Here is a 21,952-nt window from a genome sequence, read left to right on the forward strand (position 1 = left end):
ACCGACAAGACCGAAAGCCCACCAGCAGGTTGCCCGGCTCAACCGGACGTACGACGCGTTCGCGCGGGCGTATCAGTCGCCGTTCTCAGACCTCTTATAGGTGAGTGGGGGTGGAGCAAATGGCGATTCTTCTGGATCCGCCGGTCGAGGGACTCACATCGGATACGGATGTCTCCTTTCACTACGGGCGGCGGGTGGTGTTGCTGATTGTGGGCGTCGGCGTGCTCGCGCTCGGCGCAGTGTTTCTCGGCGACCGTGTCGGAGACGATGACTTGCCGCGGGCGGTCTGGGTCGCGTTCCTTGTGCTCGCCATCGTGCTGGTGGTCGTTCTGCTCGCCACCGACCTGGAGCGCCACTTGCGTGCCGTACTGCGCTGGCTTGCTCTGATCCTGTTTGCTCTTGCCGCCGCACACTTCGGCGACGCGGCGAGTCTCAAGGGCACTCCGAGGTCGATCGTCGAGATCGAACTCGCCGGCACCAGCGACGCATGGACGGCCTGCGCGTGCGGCGATGCCTTCACGAGGGCCGTTCAACAGGACTTCTGGTTCATCGCCTCCTACGTCTTCCTGCTCGGCCTACTGGCGTCGTGGGCCGGCAACTACTTCCGGCTGCCGGCGCTACGGCGAGCGCGTACCACCGTGGTCATCGCTGTCGTCGTCGCGGGCGTCTTCGACGTCGCCGAGAACATCCTCATGCTCACCGCGGGATCGTCGAACGGGCCCTGGCGGTTCGTCGCGGTCTGCGCCTGGGCCAAGTTCACCCTGCTCCTCGTCGCCATCGTCTACACCGCGGCAGGTGCCTTCGCCTGGTGGTCGACGCCACGCTGGGTCAGGACCGCCTCTCTGAAGCTGCCGTCGTACGCCCAAAAGGTGGCCGGCATGGCTCCGACGCCGGAACCTTCGGAAGAGGTCGCGCAAGCCGCAGAGGGCACCCAGATGCGACGCGCCGATCCCCCGTCCGGACCGGCGAGGTATGGCATTGCCCTTTCCGGTGGCGGCATCCGGGCGTCGTCGATCAGCCTCGGCGCACTCCAGGCGCTCGACGACGGCGTCCTCGGCTGGTCCGGGGCGCGCGCCGTCACCGCGGTGTCGGGTGGATCGAACATGGCGGCCGGCTGGAGCATCTCGCGATCCAGCCTCCCGACGACGGATGAGGAGAGCCGTGAACGAGAGCGCCTCCGCCAGCTGGCACCTCGACCGTGGCGGCAGCGGGAAAACGGGTGGCTCACCCCCGAGGAGCGCCATCTGGTCGACAACCTCGGGTACCTCGGGTCGAACCAGCCTCGAGGATCCGACACCGATCCGGCAGCCGCGAAGGCGACCAGGCAATCCGGACCCGAGGGCAATCAGACCTCCACCAAGGCGTCGTACCGCCCAGCCGTGTTCGCAACGGTGATCGCCGGGCTGACAGTCAACCTGGTGGTGCTACTGAGCATGGGCTGGGCAATCACACGGCCTGTGGGCTGGGCATTGCGCAGCCTCACGGGCCAGGGCGGCGAGCTGCCGAACGGCGCGATGCACGGACTCGTCAAGGACCATTTGCTCGCACTGCCCGGGCTCATCTTCCTCGCCGCCGGATTCGTCGTCCTGATGCTCTGGGTCCTCGCCGGTCAGTTTCTCGTCGGTTACGCCCAGAACAAGCCGGCCGCGCGCGTCACACTGCAGACGCTGAAGCGGGCGTCGTACAGCGCGCTCGGCCTTGGTGCGTTGCTCGCACTGACCTTGTGGGGCTTCATCGAGCTGGTCGGTGCGGTCGCCCATCTGACGTTGCCCACGCTGATCGCTACGGTCGGTGCGAGTGTCGGCGTTGTCGGCTCGGTCGTCCGCATCCTCAGGAAGCCGGCGGCGCGCTTCGCGCCCATGCTCGGCGGCTTTGCCTTCGTCGTGGTCGCGCTGGGTCTGACAGCGCTGGCGACGTGGACCGCTGCCAAGCACGAGGTGACCTGGTCCAGGGACGATCTGGTCAGCTGGCAGTCCGGCTGGAACTGGGTACTCGCGCTGGCGGTTCTGGCTGTTGTGCTCCTGGGACCCAGCTCGGAAAGCTGGTCACTGGCGCCCTTCTACCGAGGCAAGCTGCGTCTGGCCTACGCGACGTACCGGACCGACAACGGCGAGGACGAGGTCCGTGTGCGCCCGTACGACAACGACGTCCCTGGTACAGACGAGGCCAAGCATGAACCCGGCCTCTTCGCCTTCAACTACGACAACAAGGCGGTGCGTACGCCGCTGGTGGTGTGCACGACCAGCACCGTGACCTCACGTGCGGTCCGTACCCGCTACGGCACTCCGGCTCTGAGCGTGACGTTCGACCCTGAGCGGACGATCTTGCATCTGCCCCAGGACGGGCGCGGCAACACCCTGCAGTTCGCCGCATCCACACGGGTGCTCGACCGGCTCGGCGAGAAGCTGAACAAGCGGATCACCACGATGATGGCGGTCGCCATCTCCAGCGCGGCGGTCTCCCCCGCGATGGGGCGGTACCAGATCGGCCCGACCAGCATGCTGCTGGCCTTCTTCAACATCCGGCTCGGGGTGTGGATCGCCAACCCGCGCTTCATCACCCAACTCGAAGCCGCCGAGCTGGACAAGGAGATCGACCTGTCGTATCCCCGGACCGGGCTCGGCTACCTGTTCAAGGAGTTCTTCGGGATCCACGACCTCGACGACCCCTACCTGTACCTGACCGACGGCGGGCACTGGGAGAACACCGGACTCGTCGAGCTGCTCCGGATCCCCGAAATCACCGAGATCGTCTGCGTCGACGCCGACTCCGGTCCGGGTGACGCGACGAGCTCACTCGGCAAGGCCATCGCGATCGCCCCGAGCGAGTGCGACATCCGGATCGACATCAGTCTCGACCCGCTCCGGGCAGCGCCCAGCACCTCGCGCGTCCCGGCGTACTCGCCCCGGACCGTCAACATCGGGTTCTTCAGCAAGGGCGCGGGATCGTTCACCGACCAGACGCCGGTCGGTGTCCTCTGGTACGCCAAGCCCGGCCTGGCCAAGGAGATGCCCGCGGCGCTGCTCGCCTTCCACGAGCGGTACCCGACCTACCCGCGGGAGTCGACTCTGAACCAATTCTTCGACACGGCGAGCTTCGTTGCCTACCGCAACTTCGGTCGGTACAACGCCCGCCAGATCCTGCTGGCGCGCCAGAATCTCCAGGAAGCCCTGGACGAACTCCTGGTGATCACCGACCCCGTACTTCTCGAGAAGCGGCTGAAAGCCATGGCCATCGATCGAGAAGGCCACTGGGCCATCGCCGAACTCTACCGCGCCGCCAACAGCGCGGCGGGCACTGCATCTCTCATCACGTCCTACTGCCGCGCGGTAAGGAGCTCCCTCGTAGAACCCACGTGACGCAGTAGAGGTGACCTACCTCACGCCTCAACCCAGTGTCTTCTCCGCGCGTGCCACGTCGGCCTGGATGCGTTCTGGCGGGAAGCCTTTGAGGATTGACTCGTGCACCTGGTCGACCATCCAATGCGCCTCGTAGCTGCGTCTGGTCGCCGGGCTGAGGTGGGCCAGCTTCTCCTCGACCTGCTTCAACTCCTCGGCCCCGACCGTCCTCCGGCCGACGCTCCCCCAGTGCAGCCCGAGGAGCGCGTAGTACCGATCGCCGCGCACAGCGCCGTTGTTCCAGTCGACCACACCGCTGACATTGCCGGCGTCATCGAACAACACGTTTCCCGGCGTGTAGTCGGTGTGCACAAGATCGTCGCCCTGCATGCGAAAGGGGCGCCCACCGTCAATCTCAAGCAGTCGCCCCAGCAGGCGCCGGCCACGCTCGCCAAGACGGCCCACGGTGTTCTCGAAAGTGCGAAAGGCTCTTGGCCGCGGGACCTCTGGACGGTCTCGTAGCACTCCAGCAAACCGGTCGTTCATCGCGATGAACGCAGCAGCCGTGGTCGAGTTGAGCTCACTCACATGACGGCCGGGCAGCCTCTCCTGCACAACAGCGACGTACCCATCAGAAAGCTCCAGCACGAGCTGATGCTCTGGAACGGGCAAGCCCTGCCCGCGTACGTCGTTCAGGACACTCGCCGTCTGCCGCATCACGGCCAACGGCGTACGAGTCCGCGTGAGCGCAGATTCCCGCCCATCCGCCCACGCAACGAACGCCGCGCTGCTCGACCCACCCACCTGATCAGCCAGCCCGGTCAGCACCAACCCGCCACCTGTGCGCGCGTTCACCTCTTCAATGACCGCAGTCGGCGCCCACGGATTCTCCGACAACAGAAACTCAAGCCTGTGCGACATCTCCACGCCCCTTCCTGTCCGAAGGGAGAGGTTAAGTTCCCAATGGGGTTAAGAGCTGGCCGAGCCGAACAGCTCGGCCATCCGGCGCGTCAGCTCGTCGGGCGTCACGTCCTCAATGTGTGACGCGACGGTCCACCCGTGTCCGAACGGATCGACGATGTGGCCGTCCCTGTCGCCGTAGAACTGGTCCTCCGCGGGACGCTGCAGCGTCGCACCGAGCTCCACGGCGCGTGCGATGACCGCGTCGACGTCCTCGACGTAGATGAAGAGCAACGCGGGCGAGCCCGGCAGTCCACCAGGAGGCGGCGCAGTGGTGCCTCGCTGGGGATCCTCGTCCTCGACGATGACGACCGAGTCGCCGATCTGGATCTCCGCGTGGGCGATCGTCCCTTCCGGACCGGGGAAACGCATCCGCTCGGTCGCGCCGAACACCGAGCTGTAGAACTCGAGCGCCTTGACGGCGCCCGCAACGGTGAGGGTGGGCGTCACCCGCCGGTACGAAGCGGGGATCGGGCTGGGCTTTGCTGCCGGTGTCATCTGGTCTTCCTCCGTGGTCGCTCTGCTGTATCCGGGCAGCTCGAATGCCGCCCGCTATCAGTAGGACGATCGGAGACACGGCGCATACGACAGCCGTCCGGCTGCGCGTCAATCGTCCTAACGCTCGACGGGCAGGCCGGCCATTGCCCATTCCGGAAAGCCGTCCTCCAGCCGGTACGCCGCACGACCTTCGTTGGCCAGCAGTCTGACGGCGTCGTCGGCGTACACGCAGTACGGCCCGCGGCAGTACGCCACGACCTGAGCACCGCTGGTCACCTCACCCAACCGCTCCTGCAGTTGGGCGAGCGGCAGCGAGATCGCGCCGGGCAGGTGCCCTGCGTCGTACTCCGCCGCCGGCCGGACGTCCAGTACGACGACGTCCCCGGCGCGAAGGCGCTTCACCAATTCGTCGCGGGTCATACTTTCGAGCGAGCCGCGGTTGCCGAGGTAGTCCTGCGCGAGCCGATCCAGACCGGAGGCATGCTCCTCGGCGGCCGCACGCATCGCCCGCCACAGATCCGTCACCGCGGGGCTTGCGAGCGCGTAGTAGACGTGGGTTCCCGACCGGCGGGTCCGGACCAGGCCGGACCGGAGCAAGCGCTGCAAGTGGTGGGAGGTGTTCGCCACCGACTGCCCGATCTCAGTGGCGAGCTCCTCGACCGACCGCTCCCCCTGGGCCAGTACGTCGATCAGCTCCGCCCGACGACCGTTCGCCAACGCCTTCGCACCCTCTGTCAGAGCGTCGAACAGTGCTGTCTTCGCGGCGCGATCCCGCATCTGTCAGCCTCCTGACCAGCGTATTCAAGTGCTTTCTTGACAATACCCCAGCTCCGGCGCTCTTATTCAAGTAGTTCCTTGAACAGGATGGCGGGAGCGATGACGGTTGTTCCGCTGGTGGACGAGGGCCTGGGCAACTCGGCGTACCTGGTTGACCTGGACGACGGCCGCGCGCTGGTGGTCGACGTCAGCGTCGACCTCCGGGCCGCGACCGCGGCAGTTGAGCGGCGTGGACTGACCGTCGCGTTCGCCGCGGACACGCATCTGCATGCCGACTTCCTCTCCGGTGCGCGACAGCTAGCCGCGAGCCAAGGCACCGAGATCCTCGCCTCCGCCGCTGGTCATCGCGAGTTCGGCCACCGCGGCCTGCATGACGGGGACGAGGTCGACCTCGGCGGGCTGCGCCTGCGAGCACTCGGTACGCCGGGTCACACCCACGAGCACCTGTCCTTCCTTCTCCTCGACGGCGCGCGCCCGCTCGGCGTCTTCACCGGCGGATCGCTGCTCGTCGGAGCAGCCGCCCGTACCGACCTCGTCTCCCCCGATCAGACCGAGGCGCTCGCCCGTGCGCAGTACGCCTCGCTGCGGCGTCTCGCCGAACTGCCCGACGACGTGGCGGTCTGGCCGACCCACGGTGCCGGGTCGTTCTGCTCTGCTCCCCCGGATGCCGACCGAGTCAGCACGATCGGCCGCGAACGGGCAACGAATCCGCTGTTGCAGGTCGGCAGCGAGGACGCGTTCGTGAAGGAACTGCTCGAGTCGCTCGGCAGCTTCCCGCCGTACTTCCTGCGGTTGCCTGAAATCAACCGACGCGGTCCGGCCGTCCTGTACTTCGCCCCATCTCTACGACCCCTCGATGCCCCGGCGCTCCGGAGTATGGATGCCGAGTTGGTCGACGTCCGACCGACGAGAGATTTCGCGGCCGCGCACATCCCGGGCGCGTTGTCGATCCCGCTGCGGCCGGCGTTCGCGTCGTGGCTGGGCTGGCTGGTGCCGGACCGCCGGCCGGTGATCGTCGTACGGCGACCTGACCAGGACGCCGACGAGATCGCGTGGCAAGCGGCCAAGATCGTCTACAACGTCGTCGGCGAACTGCGCGGCGGGATGGATGCGTGGGACGCCGAGACCGTGCACACCCAGCTGATCCGCCCGGGCGACGTCCACGGGGCGGTCCTCGACGTCCGGCAGGAGTCCGAGTTCCACGGCGGCCACCTCCCCCACGCCCAGCACATCGAACTCGGCGCGCTCGTGGACCGCGCCCATGAGGTACGACGCGAACCGCTGGTGGTGATGTGTGGCCACGGCGAGCGCGCGATGAGCGCCGCGAGTTTGCTGGAACGCACCGGGCACCGTGATCTCGCCGTACTCGTCGGCGGAGCGGAGGACTGGGCCGCGGCGACCGGGCAGGATCTGGAGACCGGCTGATGCAGCTCGGGATCCGCGCAAATCTCGCCCAGTTCAGCCTGCTCGTCGCGGTCAACGCGCTCGTCGGCGGGATGCTCGGGCAAGAACGCACCGTCCTGCCGCTACTCGCCGACCACACGTTCCACCTCACCGGGTACACGTTCTTGCTCACCTACGTCCTCGCCTTCGGCCTCACCAAGGCCGCGACGAACTACTTCGCGGGCACCTGGTCGGACCGGTTCGGTCGCAAACCCGTCCTGGTGGTCGGCTGGCTGATCGCCGTGCCGGTTCCGCTGCTCCTCATCTGGGCACCGTCCTGGGGCTGGGTCGTCGCCACCAACGTGCTCCTGGGCGTCAACCAGGGCCTGACCTGGTCGGCCACAGTGATCATGAAGATCGACCTGGCAGGCCCACACCGGCGAGGCCTGGCAATGGGTCTGAACGAGGCCGCCGGCTACGTCGCCGTCGCGGTGACGGCCCTGGCCACGGGGTATCTCGCCGCGCGCTACGGCCTGCGTCCGGCCCCGTTCCTGCTCGGCTTGTCGTACGCCGCTCTCGGGCTCGGCTTGTCGGCGTTCGTCGTACGCGAAACCCGAGGACACGCGCAGCTGGAGGCTGCTGGACATCACACTCGGGGCGAGGTGACGAATCGCCAGGTGTTCAGCCGGACAAGCCTGCGCGAGCCGGCACTGTCGTCGGCCAGCCAGGCCGGGATGGTGAACAACCTGAACGACGGACTCGCGTGGGGACTGTTCCCGATCCTGTTCGCCACCGCAGGATTGTCCGTTGCGCGGATCGGGATCCTCGCCGCGCTCTACCCGGCCGTTTGGGGCCTTGGGCAACTTGTCACCGGTCCGCTGTCGGATCGCTGGGGACGCAAGTGGCTGATCACCGCGGGCATGCTCGTCCAAGCCGTGGCCCTCGCAACGACCGCCGCGGCCGACAGCTTCCCGCTGTGGGCAGCGGCCGCAGTACTGCTCGGCGTCGGCACCGCGATGGTCTATCCGACACTGCTCGCCACTATCGGCGACGTCGCCCATCCCGCCTGGCGCGCGCGAGCCGTCGGCGTCTACCGGCTGTGGCGCGATGGCGGGTTCGCGGTCGGCGCGATTCTGGCCGGTCTGGTCGCGGACCTCTGGGGACTGCGGGCGGCGGTCTGGGTCGTCGCAGTCATCACCGCCTTGTCGGGTCTCGTGGTCGCGATCCGCATGTATGAAACCCATCCGGCCGCGTCGCGACGGCGGCGACCGATGCCGATCGACGACTGGGTCGCCACAGTCCAGGCCGAGCTGCCGCGCCTCAGTCCCGAGGAGGCGTACGACGCCGTACGGCGAAACGAGGCGATGATCGTCGACACCCGGCCCGAATTCCAGCGACGGGCAAGCGGTGAGATCCCTGGAGCGTTCGTCATCGAACGAAACCACCTGGAATGGCGGCTCGACCCCACGAGCACTGCGAGAATTCCCGAGGCCGTTGCGCACGGCATCCAGTGGATCGTCATCTGCGAAGGCGGGTACTCCTCGAGCCTCGCCGCTCGCTCTCTGCGAGAACTCGGACTATTCCGTAGTACCGACGTCATCGGTGGATTCGAGGCCTGGCAGGAAGCCCGTCTGCCGGTCACCCATCCCAAGACCCCGACCCGCCCGGCGACACATTCTTGACCAGCCAACGCGCCAGCGGACGCAGCTGGGCGAAGGCCGCGAGTACCTGGTCCGCCGCGGCGGAGGTGTGAATCCATTCCTCGCAGCCAAGCGGCCGGGTTGCGATCACCGACTTGTGCCGCAGCAGCTCCGCTCGCGGATGGTCAGCGGGATAACCACGCAGCGGCCGCTTCAGTAGATCGCCCGAGATCACGAACCCCTCCCGCTCAAGCTTCCGCACAATGACGGCCAGCTGCGGACCAGAACCGCCGTCCGCCACCGCAGCACGATAGCGCTCGATCTGTACGGACGGCGCATACCACCACGCCAAGCTGACCTCTAACCCATCCAGATCAAACCGAACTCCGAGCTCAACGTTCCGAGCCTGTCGCACAATCGCACTCTGCCGCTGCCAGGCCCTCAGCAACACATCGCCGTACCCCCAGACCGAAAAGTCCTCGTACGCCGAATCCGCATCAGCCACCATATTCAGCAGCTCGATCATCGGCCGCCGAACCAGTTCCTCCCGCTCCCGCCTGCACTCCCGCCTGACATCAGCCGAAGGCTCCCCCTCGAGGCGCAACAACACATCGAAAGCACCCTGCGGCCACCCGTCGAACTCCCCGCTCACGACAGGCAGCCTACCGAGCAGTCAGCGGTAGCGGCGTGACTTGTTCTCCGTCTTGGATTCGCCGGGCTGCCATTCGGCGATCCACGGGCCGGTCCCCTCGGAAGGATCCACGATCCCGTTCTCGAGCCAACTGTGTTTCCCATCGAGCACCTGCCGAGCCAGCTGTCGATCGGCGTCGTCAGTGTTGCTCCACAGCTGCTCGAAGAGGTGGTCGACCCGGAGCCGCGCCTGCTCGCAGAACACCGCCGCCAGCTCGTACGCCGACTCCCCCTGAGCGGCGTCCTGGCCGCGCAGCGTTTCGGCCCGCGAACAGGAAGCGGCCATCGCGAACAGCTCGGCGCCGATGTCCACGATCCTGGCCAGGAAGCCCTGCCGGTACTCAAGCTTCGCCTGCCACCGCCCCATGCCGTAGAAGGTCTGCCGCGCGAGCTTGCGCGACGACCGCTCGACGTACCGCAAGTGCTTCGCGAGCGGCCCGAACTCCCGGTACGACCTGGGATCGGTTCCCTTTCCGACGGCGAGCTGAGGCAGCCATTTGGCGTAGAACCCGCTCGCGTTCACCGCGGCCTTCGCCTTGGCCTGAAGATCGGCGTCCGCTGAGGCGAGGTCCCCGGCCGCGGACAGGTGGGCGTCGACGGCCTCCCGGGCGATCAGCAGATGCATGATCTCCGTCGAGCCCTCGAAGATCCGGTTGATCCGCAGGTCGCGCAGGATCTGCTCCGCCGGCACCGCCCGTTCGCCCCGGGCCGCCAGCGAGTCGGCGGTCTCGTATCCCCGTCCACCGCGGATCTGCACCAGTTCGTCGGCGATCCGCCAGGCCATCTCGCTGGACCACAGCTTGGCCAGCGCCGCCTCGATCCGGATGTCCTTGGTGCCCGCGTCGGCCAGGTTCGCCGACAGGTCGAGGACCGCCTCGAGCGCGAACGTGGTGGCCGCCATGAACGAGATCTTCTCCGCCACGGCCGCGTGGGCGCCGATCGGCCGGCCCCACTGGACGCGCTCCACGGACCACTCCCGCGCGATCTTCAGGCACCATTTGGCGGCCGCGGTGGTGGTCGCCGGGATGGACAACCGGCCCGTGTTCAGTGTGGTGAGGGCGATCCGCAGGCCGGCGCCTTCCCGTCCCAGCCGGTTCTCGACGGGCACCCGGACCTGGTGGAAACGGGTGACGCCGTTCTCGATCCCGCGCAACCCCATGAACGCATTGCGGTTCTCCACGGTGATCCCTGGCGAGTCGGCCTCGACGACGAACGCGCTGATGCCTCCCCGCTCGCCGTCGTGCTCGGGTACGCGTGCCATCACCACGACCAGCTCGGCGATGACGCCGTTCGTCGTCCAGAGCTTCACGCCGTCGAGGAGGTACGCCGTACCGTCGTCGGTCAGGGTTGCGGTCGACGCCAGGCGAGCCGGATCCGAGCCCACGTCAGGCTCCGTGAGCAGGAACGCGGTCACCGCACCGGCAGCGCAGCGGGGCAGGAACCGTTGCTTCTGCTCGTCGGTCCCGAACATCTTCACCGGCTCCGGCACACCGATCGACTGATGCGCGGAGACGAGCGCACTCAGACTCGGATGCACCGACGCGACCAGCATCAACGCCTTGCCGTAGTACGACATCGGCAGGCCCAGGCCGCCGTACTCGGTCGGGATCTTGATGCCGAAGGTCCCCAGCTCCGCGAGCCCTCGCAGGTACTCGTCCGGGATCTTCGCCTCCCGCTCGATCAGCAGGCCGTCGAGGGTCGCGCAGTACGCCGCCAGCCGGGCGATGAACTCCTCGCCCCGGGCAGCGTCGTCCGCCGCGATCGCGTGCGGTTGCGGATGGATCAGCGACAAGTCGAAGTCGCCGAGGTACAGCTTCTTCGCGAAGCTCGGCCGGGTCCACTCGGTCTCCCGGGCCGCCTCCGCAACCTCTCGGGCCTCACGCTCGCCGACCTGCCGGGTCGTAGCCGTCACGGGTATCCCTCCTCGCCTGGGGACTCCTACTACCCGCTAGTACCCCAAACGAGCTTGTGGGAACTCAGAGGCCAACCATGGCCATCCCGGCCGGGTTGTAACGGTCCCCCTGGACACCGATCCGAGCGGCGAGCGCATCGAGATCGGCGATCTCGTCGGCCGACAGCGCGACCTGGGTCGCGCCGGTGTTCTCGTCGATCCGCGGGCGGCGACGGGTTCCGGGAATGGGGACGATCCACGGGTGCTGGGCCAGCAGCCACGCGAGGGCGATCTGGCCGGGCGTGCAGCCCTTCGGCTCGGCGAGCGCGCGGACGTAAGCGACCAAGGCCTCATTCGCGGTGAGGTTTCCGGCCTCGAAGCGCGGGACCCGCGAACGGATGTCGTCGGGGGTGAACTCCGTCGAGGTACTCACGGTGCCGGTCAGGAAGCCCTTGCCCAGCGGGCTGAACGGCACGAACCCGATCCCCAGCTCGGCGCACGCCGGCAGCACCTCAGGCTCCGGGTCCCGCGTCCACAGCGAGTACTCACTCTGCACAGCCGTGACCGGATGTACGGCGTGCGCCCGGCGGATCGTGTCCGCACCGGCCTCGGAGAGCCCGAAATGCCGAACCTTGCCGGCCTTCACGAGTTCGGCCACCGCCCCGGCGACATCTTCGATCGGTACGTCGGGGTCCACCCGGTGCTGGTAGAACAGGTCGATCACATCGATCCCGAGCCGCTGCAACGACTCGTCCGCGACCCGCCGGATCTGCTCGGGACGCGAGTTCGTCCCGGTCATCTTGCCGTCCTGGATGTTCCACCCGAACTTGGTCGCGATCACGACCTGGTCGCGCAGCGGCGCCAGCGCCTCGCCGACCAGTTCCTCGTTGACGTACGGCCCGTACACCTCGGCCGTGTCGAAGAACGTCACCCCGGCGGACTCCACGGCGTACCGGATCACGCCGATCATGTCGTCGCGGTCACCAGGGTTCGGTCCGTAACTCTGCGACATCCCCATGCAGCCGAGACCGACCGCGGAGACCTCCAGGCCTTGACCGAGCGTGCGTGTGTGCATGATGCCTCCTCAGGCCTCAGGGATTTCGATGCCGCCGAACCCTCGCGTGATGGTCTCCGGCGCCGGGCCGCCGCGGATCCCGGTGTCGAGCGCGTCGATCGCGGCGAGCTGCTCGCCGGTGAGTTCGAAGTCGAAGACGGCGAAGTTCTCCGCGATCCGGGAGGGGGTGACCGACTTCGGAATCGGCTGCCGCCCTTCCTGCAGGTGCCAGCGCAACATCACCTGCGCGGGCGTACGGCGGTGTGCCGCAGCGATCTCCAGGATCGTCGGATCTGCCAGCGTCGACCCCTTCGAGCCGCCCCGGTAGAAGGTGATCCCGCCGATCGGCGACCACGCCTGGTTGAGGATGCCCCGCTCGTTGTCATAGGCAAGCAAGTCGGACTGCTGGAAGTACGGGTGGATCTCGAGCTGGTTGACCGCCGGCACGACCCCGGTCTCGGCCAGCAACAGGTCCAGGTGCGGCGGCATGAAGTTCGACACCCCGATGGCCCGGACCTTGCCGTCGGCAAGTAACTTCTCCAGCGCCTGGTAGGCGCCGATGGTGCGCTCGAAGTCGCTGGGAACCGCCTGGTGCAGGATCAGCAGGTCGATCTGCTCGACGCCGAGCTTCCCGGCGCTCTTGTCGAACGCGTGCAGAGTCTCGTCGTACCCGTAGTCGACGACCCAGATCTTCGTCTCCACGAAGACGTCGTCCCGACCGGAGCGGCGGATCGCCTCGCCTACCTCACGCTCGTTCCCGTACGCCGCTGCCGTGTCGACGTGCCGGTACCCCACCTCCAGCGCGCTCTCGACAGCCGCAATCGTCTCCTCGGGCGGCGTTTGAAACACACCGAACCCGATGGCGGGCATCTCCACCCCGTTGTTCAACTTGATCGCTGGAACGGTCATGCCGCCACCGTAGGCCCGCACGGCACGACCAGGGAGTCACTGCCGTTCCAGGTACTACCAGTGCCCCCTTCACCGCCTGTCAGGTCACCTGCGCACAGTGGGTTGACGTAGCCCGATTTCCAGCGTCCCATGAGCTAAGGCAACGAGGCGCTGGGCCCCGGCCGGAGAGTTGGACAGGGTGAAGCTGCCGCGGATCGTGACCCCGTAGAAGCGCCATGGCTGGGCGCGCGCGAGCATCTTGGACGTCGAGGCCGCTCGCGCTGCGCCTGCCGCCCGATCTGGGCCGCACGGCCACGGCCATTGTCCTGGTCGGCGCGGCCTATTATCTCGGGGCGCGTCTGGGCCTGAGCCTGTCGCTGGTGGAGCGAAACGTCACGCCGCTATGGCCGCCCAGCGGCATCGCGCTGGCGGCGTTCCTCGTGCTAGGCAGGTCGATGTGGCCAGCTGTCGCGCTGGCGGCTCTGGCCGTCAATCTGCCGATCAGCGCCGGTCCAGTGCCCGCGTTGTTCACCGCCGTGGGCAACACCCTCGCACCACTGGTCGCGGCGATCGTCCTTGAGCGCGTCGGCTTCCGGCGTCAGCTGGACAGCCGGCGTGATGCGCTGGCGATCGTCTTCCTGGGTGCACTCGCGAGCATGACGATCAGCGCGACCATCGGCGCCACCACTCTCGTAGCCTCGAACGCGATCGGCATCGATCAGCTGGCCGGTGCGTGGGCGGTCTGGTGGACCGGCGACGCGATGGGCGTTCTCGCCGTCGCGCCGTTCCTTTTGTGCATCCCCCTGTTCTGGGAGCACGAGCGGTGGCCGGCCGCGCGCTGGCTCGAGGCCGCGGCAATCCTCGTGCTGACCACGGTGCTTGCGTTCTGGACAGCGTCCACCGACCTGTCGCTGTTGTTCCTGGTGCTGCCGTGCCTGGGCTGGGCCTCGTGGCGTCTCCAGTTGCGCGGAGCTGCACCTGCCGCGCTGATCGCCTCATTGATCGCAACCTGGTCGGCAACACGCGAGCTCGGCCCCTTCGCGGGCGGGTCGCTGCTGGAGCAGATGTTGACCCTTCAGGCGTTCAACGCCACGATCGCGCTCACGTCGTTCTTCCTCGCCGCGCTCGTGACCGAACGTATGCGGTTTGCTCGCGCGCTGATGACCGCAGCTGCCGACCTGGAGGAGCGCGTCAAGACCCGCACGGCGCAGCTCACGGCAACCAACGACCGCCTGCGCCGCGAGATCCACCAACGGTACGAGACCCAACAGCAGTTGACCCTGGAGGAGGCACGGACCCGGCGCGAGCACCAGATCGCGGAAACGCTGCAACGCAGCCTGCTCCCGGACCGGATGCCGGACATCCCTGGCGTGGCCGTAGCCGCCCGCTACGTCCCAGCGACCGCGGATCTCCATGTCGGCGGCGACTGGTACGACGTGATCCCCCTGCGCGGTGGGCTGGTCGGTCTCGTCATCGGTGATGTTGCCGGGCACGGTCTGCAGGCCGCGGCAGCCATGGCCCAGCTGAGGATGGCGGTCCGGGCGTACGCCGTACACGATCCATCACCGGTTGCGGTGATGAACGGCCTGCACGAGTTGGTCCGCGAGCTTCCAATGGCCGAGATGGTGACCTTGCTCTACGTCGTGTACGACCCGGACACCGGCACGATTCGGTTCACGAACGCCGGGCATCCGCCGGCCCTCCTGATCGACGGCGGAGACACGCGGTACCTCGAGGGTGGGCTGGCCCCACCGCTCGGCGTACTCGCTCAACGGGACTATGCCGAGGCAACTCAGCAACTGCGGCCCGGAGCCACTCTGCTGCTCTACACCGACGGGCTCGTCGAGGAGCGCACGCTGTCGATTCAGGACGGTCTCGATCGGCTGCTCGCCGAAGCGTCCGGCATCGGGCAGGCCGACCTCGATGCTCTCTGTGACCGGGTCCTGTCGTCCCTCCCGGAGAACGGCGAGGTTGCCGACGACATCGCACTGGTCGCGCTCCGCCCATTGGTGTTGGCAGGAGCGCCGCTTTCACTTGACGTACCGGCCGATGCACGCATGCTCCTTCAAGTCCGGCACGCGTTAGGTCGCTGGCTGCGCGAGTCAGGTGTCGGCGGGCGGGACGCCGACGAGCTCGCGATCGCCTGCGGGGAGGCTTGCAGCAATGTCGTACGGCACGCGTACGGCGCCTCGCCAGGCGACATGCACGTCGAGGCGCGACTCGTGGACGGCGCAGTCGAGGTGACCGTCCGCGACCACGGCCGGTGGCGGAGCCCAACGCACCGCGGCGGCGGCTTGGGACTGAGACTGATCCGCGGGCTCACGGACTCGGTGGACGTCGACAGCGGCCCAGAAGGCACGACGATCCTCATGCGCCGCAAAGTGATCGTAGGAAACGACCGATGACGTACAGAGTCACACCGACGGTCGTTGGTCCAGACCGAGGCGCGCAGCGATGGCCGCCGCTTGCACCCTCGTCTGCACCCCGAGCTTGTCCAGGATGTGGGTCACGTGGACGCTTGCGGTCTTAGGGCTCATGAAGAGGGCCTTGCCGATCTCACGGTTGGTGAGCCCGTCGGCCAGCAGCGCCAGGACCTGCTGCTCGCGTTCTGTCAGCGCGGGCTGACCCGCCGGGCCCGGTACCGCCTCCGCATGGTCGTCGGCCGTAGTTCCTCGTCCCGTGTCGATGCGGGCGAGACGTGCGAGTTTGCCGATCTGCTCGAGCAGCGGAACCGCGCGGAGGCGTTCGGCAAGGCGTCGTGCCGCGATGAGTTCTTCGGCGGCTGTACGTCGGGCGGCGGCGCCCGGGCGGCTGGTGAGGAACGCCTCGGCGGCGCGAAGGTGTGCCTGCGCCTCCTCGTACGGCCGCCCGAGGACGGACCATTCCCGCGCCGCGATCAGCCACGGATCCGGCTCGAAGGCTCCCGTAGCGCGCGATCGCTCGCCATCGATCACGGCGGACACAGCCGCTCGGGTCCGGCCCTTGGTCGCGCCGCCGAGGCGCGACACCAACCGCTCGAGGCGGTCAGGCGCACGGACGGCCGCAGCCGCCTCGAGACCGGCGAGCAGCAGCCCGCCCTCCACATCCTCATCAGCGCCTGCACGCGCGGTGTCGGCCACTGACAACGCCAACTCGAGCGCCTGCTCCGCATGACCGGTCCGCAGCAGGAGGAGCGTTTGACCTTCGCCGTACGACGCCAGGAACCGTGGTTGATCGCGTTCGTTCAAGGATTCCGCGTGACGCAGCGACTGCTCCGCCGCCGCGATATCGCCGCGCGCCAGGTGTACGTGGACCATCATCACCTGGAAGAAGCCCAGATCGGACGGCGCCGATCGCTCGGACATCCAAGCAACCGCCTCGTCCCATCGACCGGACTCGTAGAGCGCCTGGACGACGTTGCTGTCGATGAGGTCTTCCAGCCAGTGCCGGCCCAGCATCAGCCGGCGTACACCGCGCCCGACGAAGCGGGCGACCCGGGCCACCCGGTCCGGCTCACCCAACCGCAAGTAGACATCGGTCAGAGCGACCCCGGCCATCGCGAGATCCTCTGGTTCAGCCAGCTTGTGCGCGATCGCGAGTGCCGTGAGGTCATGTCCGAGCGCTTGAGAGAACAGGCCCTGCAGAGCCGCCCCGATACCGAGTACGGCGTGAGCCTTGCCGATCGTTCGGTGGTCCGAGTACTTCGCGCCCAGCTCGAGCGCGATGCGCGCCGGCGCCTCCACGTCGTCCCACCGCGAGCAGGTGCCGAGCGCCATTGCCTGGCAGGCGCAGATCCTGGCCCACGTCGGTTCGTCGTCGGCGGACACCAACCGCTGAGCGAGCTCGACGTCGCGCAATGCCTGCACGGTGTCCCCCACGGTGGTACCGAGCCAGCTGCGGGTCAACGCTGCCCGCAGCACCTCCTCGCGCGTGTCGGACATGGCCGTCAGATCGCCCTCCAGCAACGCCATGGCCTTGTCCGTTTGACCGACAGCGCTCAGGTACGTCGCCGCGGACACGAGCAGCGACAGTTTCTCGGGTACGTCGGCCGACGCCGTGCGGGCCGAACCCCACAAGGACCCGGCCACGGCGTACCAATGACCGGCCTCGGCGATCGCGTACCCCTGCTCGGCCGCCACAGCAGCCCGCACCGACCAGACGAGCCCTTCGTCGGCATCCTCAGCGCGGCAATACTGTCCAGCGACCTCCGCGACCGCGGCCGCGCTCGGCCGCTCAGGCAGAACCGACTCCAAACACCCCGCCAGCCTGCTGTGCAGCTGTCGCCGATCACGCGACAACAGTTCCTCGTACGCGACCTCGGCCAGCACGGGGTGACGAGCCATCGCCCCACGCCCAGGCTCGCGCACCACGAGACCTGCGTCGCACGCCTCCCAGACAGCGTCAGCGGCACCGGAGGCCGCGGCGAGCATCTCGTCGTCGGTCAAACCCCGGCCAAGGGTCGCGGCGGCGGCGACCACCATGCGAGCGGGCAACCCGACGGCATCAAGCCTCGAGACCAGCACCTGGCGCAGTGACTCCGTCGGTTCCGCACCGCCGTCGGCCAGTTCGGCGTTGAGATAAGGGTTGCCGGCACTGCGCGCGTACACCGCTGCCACGACCTCAGTCGAACACTCCGGCAGCTGACGAGCGGTCTCCTCCAGAGTCAGCGGGCGAAGGGGTACGTCGGTGACGGACAAGATGCGCAACTGTTCCCCGAGCCAGCGCGCGTGCTCGGCGTCGGTGTCCTCGTCCCGCCAGGTCAGCAAGACCAGCAGACCCGTCGAGGGGAGGTTGCGACTCAGGTGCGCCAGGAAATCCAAGGTCGAGACATCCGCCCAGTGCACGTCCTCGACGACGAGCACGGCGCCACCCTCGGCGATCTCACCAACCGTACGCATCATCGACTCGACGGCCCACGCTCGACCGGCCGCGACCGACGTGAACACCTCGCCGGCAGCACCCCGCCCCACCCCGAGTGCCGTGTCCAGTCCGCCGTACGCCACCGCACCGGACAACGGCGCACACGCACCGCTCAGGATCCGCAACCCGACGGAATCGGCATCCGCCACGGCGGCACGCACCACCGTCGTCTTCCCGATCCCCGCTTCACCCCGCACGACCGCGACGGCCGACCCTTTCGGCAGTCCGGCCGTCAGCTCCCCCAGCAGCGCGAGCTCCCCCTCGCGCCCGATCAACATCCCGCCCACACCACCATCATGCGCCCGCTAAGGCATCGGCAACGGCCATCTAAGGAAACGCCGCGTCGACGCTGACTCCGATGCCCGATGTGCTGAACACACCCGCGGACGGACTGTGGTTGAAACACCAAACTCTCACCAAGGGGAAGCCATGAACCACAAGCGCATCATCATCACCGCACCCGTCCTCGCCGTCGCCGCCCTCGCGTTCGCATCGGCGGAGTCGAACGCCAAGGTCCCAGCCAACGAACCCCATCCCGCTGTGGTCGCACCGCGCGATCCCGCCCCGTCGAACTACGCAGTCCCGACCCAGCCCGCCACCAGCTCCACCATCGTCTCGGACGACAACACAGCCGAGGCATTCCAAGCCGCCGCATCAGGCCTCGGCGGAGCCGGCATCGCCCTCGCCGCCATGTGGCTCTACCGACGCCACCAGACCCACACCGCCTAGCAGTGCTCTAGATCCAACCCCGGACCACAACAGGGCAAGCGCCGTTTAGCTTCACGATCTGGTCGATCATCGAGACAAGACCGCTGGGGCCACTGACGCCGACGCTGTAGCCGCGGCCAACGGCCTGGGGCAGGATGTGCAGAGTCCCGTCTTCGAGACGGGCCTACTGCATACAGCAGGTCGGAGAGGACTGATCGCTCGATGGATGGCAGTGACTCCGGATCAAACCAGGTCGCAGTCGCACTGCGCCTAGCCTCCTTCCAACTTGCCAAAGACATCTTCTTCGCCGAGCCGGCAGGACTCTCGCGAGATCGAATGAAGCGTGCACTCGATGCCATCGAGCGTTCGCTACGTGAGGACGCCGGCGAGTTCTACGTCCGCGGTGCGACGCCGGATCTGACGGCAATGCTTGATGGCACTTCCCTGAACGATCGACATGCGTTTCTCCTCGAGGTCGTCACAGCGCAGCCCTTCGCACCGTACTGGTTCGAGTGGACGAAACCCCGCCGTGCTGAGCACCGAGAGGCGATCCGCCGGCTGGCTGGGAACTCGCTTGGCATGGAGGTCGAGGACGCCGAGCGAATCGAGGTGACGTGGCACCGGCTCCAGCGCGACGAGTCAAAGGCAACTCGCACCCGAAGGGGTTTGAGCGACTATGCCCTGTGGGGGCTCGCGGCCGCCGCTGTGGCAGGAGTTGCTGTGATGGCCGGGCCGGTGATTGCGGTGCTCATGCCAGCCGCGGCGGGTCTCTCCGGAGCGGCCGCCATCTCCGCAGGTATGGCGCAACTCGGCTTCGGATCGATCGCAGCCGGCGGCCTGGGCATGACCGGTGGCATGTGGATGCTGGGTGTGGCTGGTGGAGTCGTTGGACTCGGAAGTGCGGCAGGCATTCGTACTGCGCTGCACGAAGCGGTCGGTACGCCAGGTGCAGGCGAGCTCTTACGTATCGAAGTGGTCAAGCTTCTCGCGTCGGCGACCCTGGCGAAGCAGCTTGGCTGGTTCGGCGGCGACCTCGGCCCGTTCGTGGCAGCGATAGACCGGATCGACACCGAGGTGGACGAGCAACTGGCCGTCGAGCAATCGCGCAACGACCCGAAGGCACCTCGGCTGGAGGAGCTAGCGACGCTGCGGCAGTCGCTGGACTTCGCGCGTGAACAGCTCCGCGGGCTCACTGCCTGATATCGGGTCAGAGCGTGCGTGGGCTGCAGTCCGCCAGCCTCAGCGCCACGGCCGACATGCTGGGCCCCGGAGACGTTCGGTCACAAGCATGTACCGAGTGCACCGCGCGGGTGTCGGCGCCAGCGCGTTCACTCTCACTGGCGTTGAGCGGCTGAAAGTGAACTGAAAGCGGTGGGTGGTGTGATCTGGGGACACGGATCGCTTACCTGGGGAGAGAATATGAAACGGGTCAAGTACGGCGTCGGCGTTATGGCTCTGGCGGCGGGGGTTCTGAGCAGTTCGTCGGTGGCGGGTGCTGCGCCTGCGTCCGACGCCGGTGCGGCGGGGTGGCCGATTTGTGAGCGTTCGCGGATCTGCATCTGGCAGGGCGCGCAATTCGAAGGGTTCATCAAGCTGACGCAGGTGCCGGTGACGCCTGGGTCGTGCCGGCTTATCTGGTTCGGCGGAAGCTCGGTCTTCAACAACTCGTCGGTCACGCAACGGCTCTACACGAGCAAGAACTGCACGGGTACCCCTCGACGCGATGTCGCGCCGGGTGCGTACATCTCTGATCTCGGCTACGAGTACTACTCGCTGGGCGGCTGAGGTACGCCCACGCTACTGGTGTCGCCAGTCCCCCGCCCGGAGCCACCGGCGGGTGGAGCCGCCGCCCGCATGGCCAGGCGCGAGGCCCCGTCGGCAGGCACGCCGGGGACTGGCGACACCAAGGACTCGGCAGCGCTCGCCCTGAGCACGATCGCCGAGTCGGCCTCCGCGATCAGCGCGGTGCCGCCTGCGGTCTCGATCTCGGTGGCAAGGATCTCGAGCCGGTCGCGGCGTCGGGCCACGAGTACGACGGACGCGTGGCCCCGTACAACCTGACACCGGATCACAGGCCGGTCAGGAACAGTGCGCCCGCGGCGAGCAATCCGATCTCGACCAGCAGGACGAAGACGCGGTCGCTGATGCGGCCGACGATCTTCTTGCCCGTCCACGCGCCGAGCAGTGTGGCCGGCGTGAGTGCGGCGCCGTACAGCAGAACCCGCGTGGTGAGCAGGTCCCCAACGCCGTACGTCGCGATCTTGGTGACATGCATCGTGAGCGCGCTGGCGGCCTCGGTGCCGATGTACGCGGCACGAGTGAGTCCAGCGGCGAGGAAGAACGGCGCGGTGAGCGGGCCGACCGAGCCGAGCAGCGCCGACCCGAGACCAGACGCGGCACCGACGGCGGCGAAAGCCGGCTGCGAGGGTGGTCGCGGTTGACGCCGGACCCGTCGCCAGACGACCACCCCAATGAGGAACACACCGAGCAGCCGCTTGAGCACCGGCAGCGGCGCGTGGGTCAGCAACACGCCACCGATCACCGCACACGGTACGGCGCCGAGTGCGAACCAGCCGATCATCGACCGGTGCAGCTCACGGCGGTTGAGCCAGACCCGCGAACCGTTGCTGGACAACTGCGTCAAGGTGAGCATCGGTACGGCGGTCCGCAGCCCGAACAGAACGGTGAACACCGGAAGCAGCAAGACCCCACCACCGAATCCAGCGACCGCCGACAACAGTGCGAGCCCGAACGCCGCAGCCGAGGCCGCCGCCAGCGTGAACAAGACGCCCTCCGTCATCGGGAGTTGCGCAGGCCGGTCAGCCGTGCGACGGCGTCGAACCCGTCCGGAGTGCCTGGCCAATGCGCGCGAACAGCCTCGATGCCTGCGTGACGGACGACGCTGCGCAGTACGGCGGTGACGATGATCGCGTCGTCGGCGTACCCGAGCACCGGGATGAAGTCGGGGATCAGATCGATCGGAAACGCCAGATAGACCATCAACAGTCCCAACCTCACCCGCACACCGCGCGGCAAGCTCTTGTCAGCCGCGAGCCGGCGCAGCAGACGCAACACGTCGGGCAGCACCCGAAGCGCCTCGCGCAGCAACCCACCACGCGGCCGGACAATGACCAGCGCGATAACCAGAGCAAGCCAAACCAGGACGACAGCGGCGACTACGCCGACGACCAGGTCCACCCACACCGACCCCGTCACGACCGGTCCA

18 protein-coding genes are annotated in these 21,952 nt (G+C 67.7%); 8 read left to right on the top strand and 10 right to left on the bottom strand.

The window, feature by feature from the left end; translation table 11 throughout:
- Nucleotides 1-119: 119 nt before the first annotated feature.
- Nucleotides 120-3,359: a hypothetical protein gene (locus tag EV649_RS24650; protein ID WP_130385919.1), complete on the top strand. Its 3,240-nt coding sequence runs from the start codon at nt 120-122 to the stop codon at nt 3,357-3,359.
- 27 nt (nt 3,360-3,386) lie between these two features.
- Here the strand turns inward: EV649_RS24650 and EV649_RS24655 are convergent, their stop codons facing one another.
- The 3 genes from EV649_RS24655 to EV649_RS24665 form a co-directional block, all read right to left on the bottom strand.
- Nucleotides 3,387-4,166, bottom strand: a complete 780-nt coding sequence (locus tag EV649_RS24655; protein WP_157996298.1) for an aminoglycoside phosphotransferase family protein — start codon at nt 4,164-4,166, stop codon at nt 3,387-3,389.
- Between the two features lie 141 nt (nt 4,167-4,307).
- Nucleotides 4,308-4,796: a VOC family protein gene (locus tag EV649_RS24660; protein WP_130385921.1), complete on the bottom strand. Its 489-nt coding sequence runs from the start codon at nt 4,794-4,796 to the stop codon at nt 4,308-4,310.
- 117 nt (nt 4,797-4,913) lie between these two features.
- A complete protein-coding gene (locus tag EV649_RS24665) occupies nt 4,914-5,573 on the bottom strand; it encodes a metalloregulator ArsR/SmtB family transcription factor (protein ID WP_130385922.1) in 660 nt (219 codons plus the stop codon).
- A 99-nt stretch (nt 5,574-5,672) separates the two neighbouring features.
- Here EV649_RS24665 and EV649_RS24670 point away from each other — a divergent pair, with 99 nt between their 5' ends.
- Both EV649_RS24670 and EV649_RS24675 read left to right on the top strand, forming a co-directional pair.
- Nucleotides 5,673-6,998, top strand: coding sequence for an MBL fold metallo-hydrolase (locus tag EV649_RS24670; RefSeq protein WP_241998616.1), 1,326 nt, complete (start codon nt 5,673-5,675; stop codon nt 6,996-6,998).
- Complete coding sequence (locus EV649_RS24675; RefSeq protein ID WP_157996299.1) at nt 6,998-8,638, top strand: MFS transporter; 1,641 nt, start codon at nt 6,998-7,000, stop codon at nt 8,636-8,638. Before EV649_RS24670 ends, EV649_RS24675 begins: the two co-directional genes overlap by 1 nt.
- Here EV649_RS24675 and EV649_RS24680 read toward each other — a convergent pair.
- The 4 genes from EV649_RS24680 to EV649_RS24695 form a co-directional block, all read right to left on the bottom strand.
- Complete coding sequence (locus EV649_RS24680) at nt 8,595-9,248, bottom strand: DUF2461 family protein (RefSeq protein ID WP_130385924.1); 654 nt, start codon at nt 9,246-9,248, stop codon at nt 8,595-8,597. The two genes, EV649_RS24675 and EV649_RS24680, sit on opposite strands and share 44 nt — an antisense overlap.
- A 21-nt stretch (nt 9,249-9,269) precedes the next feature.
- Nucleotides 9,270-11,198 carry an acyl-CoA dehydrogenase family protein gene (locus EV649_RS24685; RefSeq protein ID WP_130385925.1) on the bottom strand — a complete coding sequence of 643 codons (1,929 nt, stop codon included), beginning with the start codon at nt 11,196-11,198 and terminating at the stop codon, nt 9,270-9,272.
- 64 nt (nt 11,199-11,262) lie between these two features.
- Nucleotides 11,263-12,252, bottom strand: coding sequence for an aldo/keto reductase (locus tag EV649_RS24690; RefSeq protein WP_130385926.1), 990 nt, complete (start codon nt 12,250-12,252; stop codon nt 11,263-11,265).
- A gap of 9 nt (nt 12,253-12,261) precedes the next feature.
- Nucleotides 12,262-13,140: an aldo/keto reductase gene (locus tag EV649_RS24695; protein WP_130385927.1), complete on the bottom strand. Its 879-nt coding sequence runs from the start codon at nt 13,138-13,140 to the stop codon at nt 12,262-12,264.
- Between the two features lie 215 nt (nt 13,141-13,355).
- Between EV649_RS24695 and EV649_RS24700 the strand changes: the two genes are divergently transcribed.
- A complete protein-coding gene (locus EV649_RS24700) occupies nt 13,356-15,524 on the top strand; it encodes a SpoIIE family protein phosphatase (RefSeq protein WP_130385928.1) in 2,169 nt (722 codons plus the stop codon).
- A 9-nt stretch (nt 15,525-15,533) separates the two neighbouring features.
- Here EV649_RS24700 and EV649_RS42060 read toward each other — a convergent pair whose 3' ends face one another.
- Nucleotides 15,534-18,296 carry a helix-turn-helix transcriptional regulator gene (locus EV649_RS42060; RefSeq protein ID WP_277875700.1) on the bottom strand — a complete coding sequence of 921 codons (2,763 nt, stop codon included), beginning with the start codon at nt 18,294-18,296 and terminating at the stop codon, nt 15,534-15,536.
- A gap of 151 nt (nt 18,297-18,447) precedes the next feature.
- Between EV649_RS42060 and EV649_RS24710 the strand changes: the two genes are divergently transcribed.
- From EV649_RS24710 to EV649_RS41210, 4 genes are all read left to right on the top strand, one after another.
- Nucleotides 18,448-18,747 (top strand): hypothetical protein, encoded by a 300-nt coding sequence (locus EV649_RS24710; RefSeq protein ID WP_130385930.1) that lies wholly within the window; start codon nt 18,448-18,450, stop codon nt 18,745-18,747.
- Nucleotides 18,748-18,948: 201 nt separating this feature from the next.
- A complete protein-coding gene (locus tag EV649_RS24715) occupies nt 18,949-19,926 on the top strand; it encodes a hypothetical protein (RefSeq protein WP_130385931.1) in 978 nt (325 codons plus the stop codon).
- A gap of 219 nt (nt 19,927-20,145) precedes the next feature.
- A complete protein-coding gene (locus EV649_RS24720; RefSeq protein WP_130385932.1) occupies nt 20,146-20,511 on the top strand; it encodes a peptidase inhibitor family I36 protein in 366 nt (121 codons plus the stop codon).
- Nucleotides 20,512-20,580: 69 nt separating this feature from the next.
- The gene (locus EV649_RS41210; protein WP_198682658.1) at nt 20,581-20,787 is read left to right on the top strand and encodes a hypothetical protein; all 207 of its coding nucleotides are present in this window, start codon (nt 20,581-20,583) and stop codon (nt 20,785-20,787) included.
- 7 nt (nt 20,788-20,794) lie between these two features.
- On the opposite strand, the gene EV649_RS24730 is transcribed toward EV649_RS41210, so the two are convergent.
- Nucleotides 20,795-21,526 carry a sulfite exporter TauE/SafE family protein gene (locus tag EV649_RS24730; RefSeq protein WP_130385933.1) on the bottom strand — a complete coding sequence of 244 codons (732 nt, stop codon included), beginning with the start codon at nt 21,524-21,526 and terminating at the stop codon, nt 20,795-20,797.
- Nucleotides 21,523-21,942, bottom strand: coding sequence for a DUF1232 domain-containing protein (locus EV649_RS24735; RefSeq protein ID WP_130385934.1), 420 nt, complete (start codon nt 21,940-21,942; stop codon nt 21,523-21,525). The genes EV649_RS24730 and EV649_RS24735 overlap by 4 nt, the downstream gene beginning before the upstream one ends.
- Nucleotides 21,943-21,952: the final 10 nt, after the last annotated feature.

The organism is Kribbella sp. VKM Ac-2569, assembly GCF_004216905.1.
Taxonomy (GTDB): Bacteria; Actinomycetota; Actinomycetes; order Propionibacteriales; family Kribbellaceae; genus Kribbella.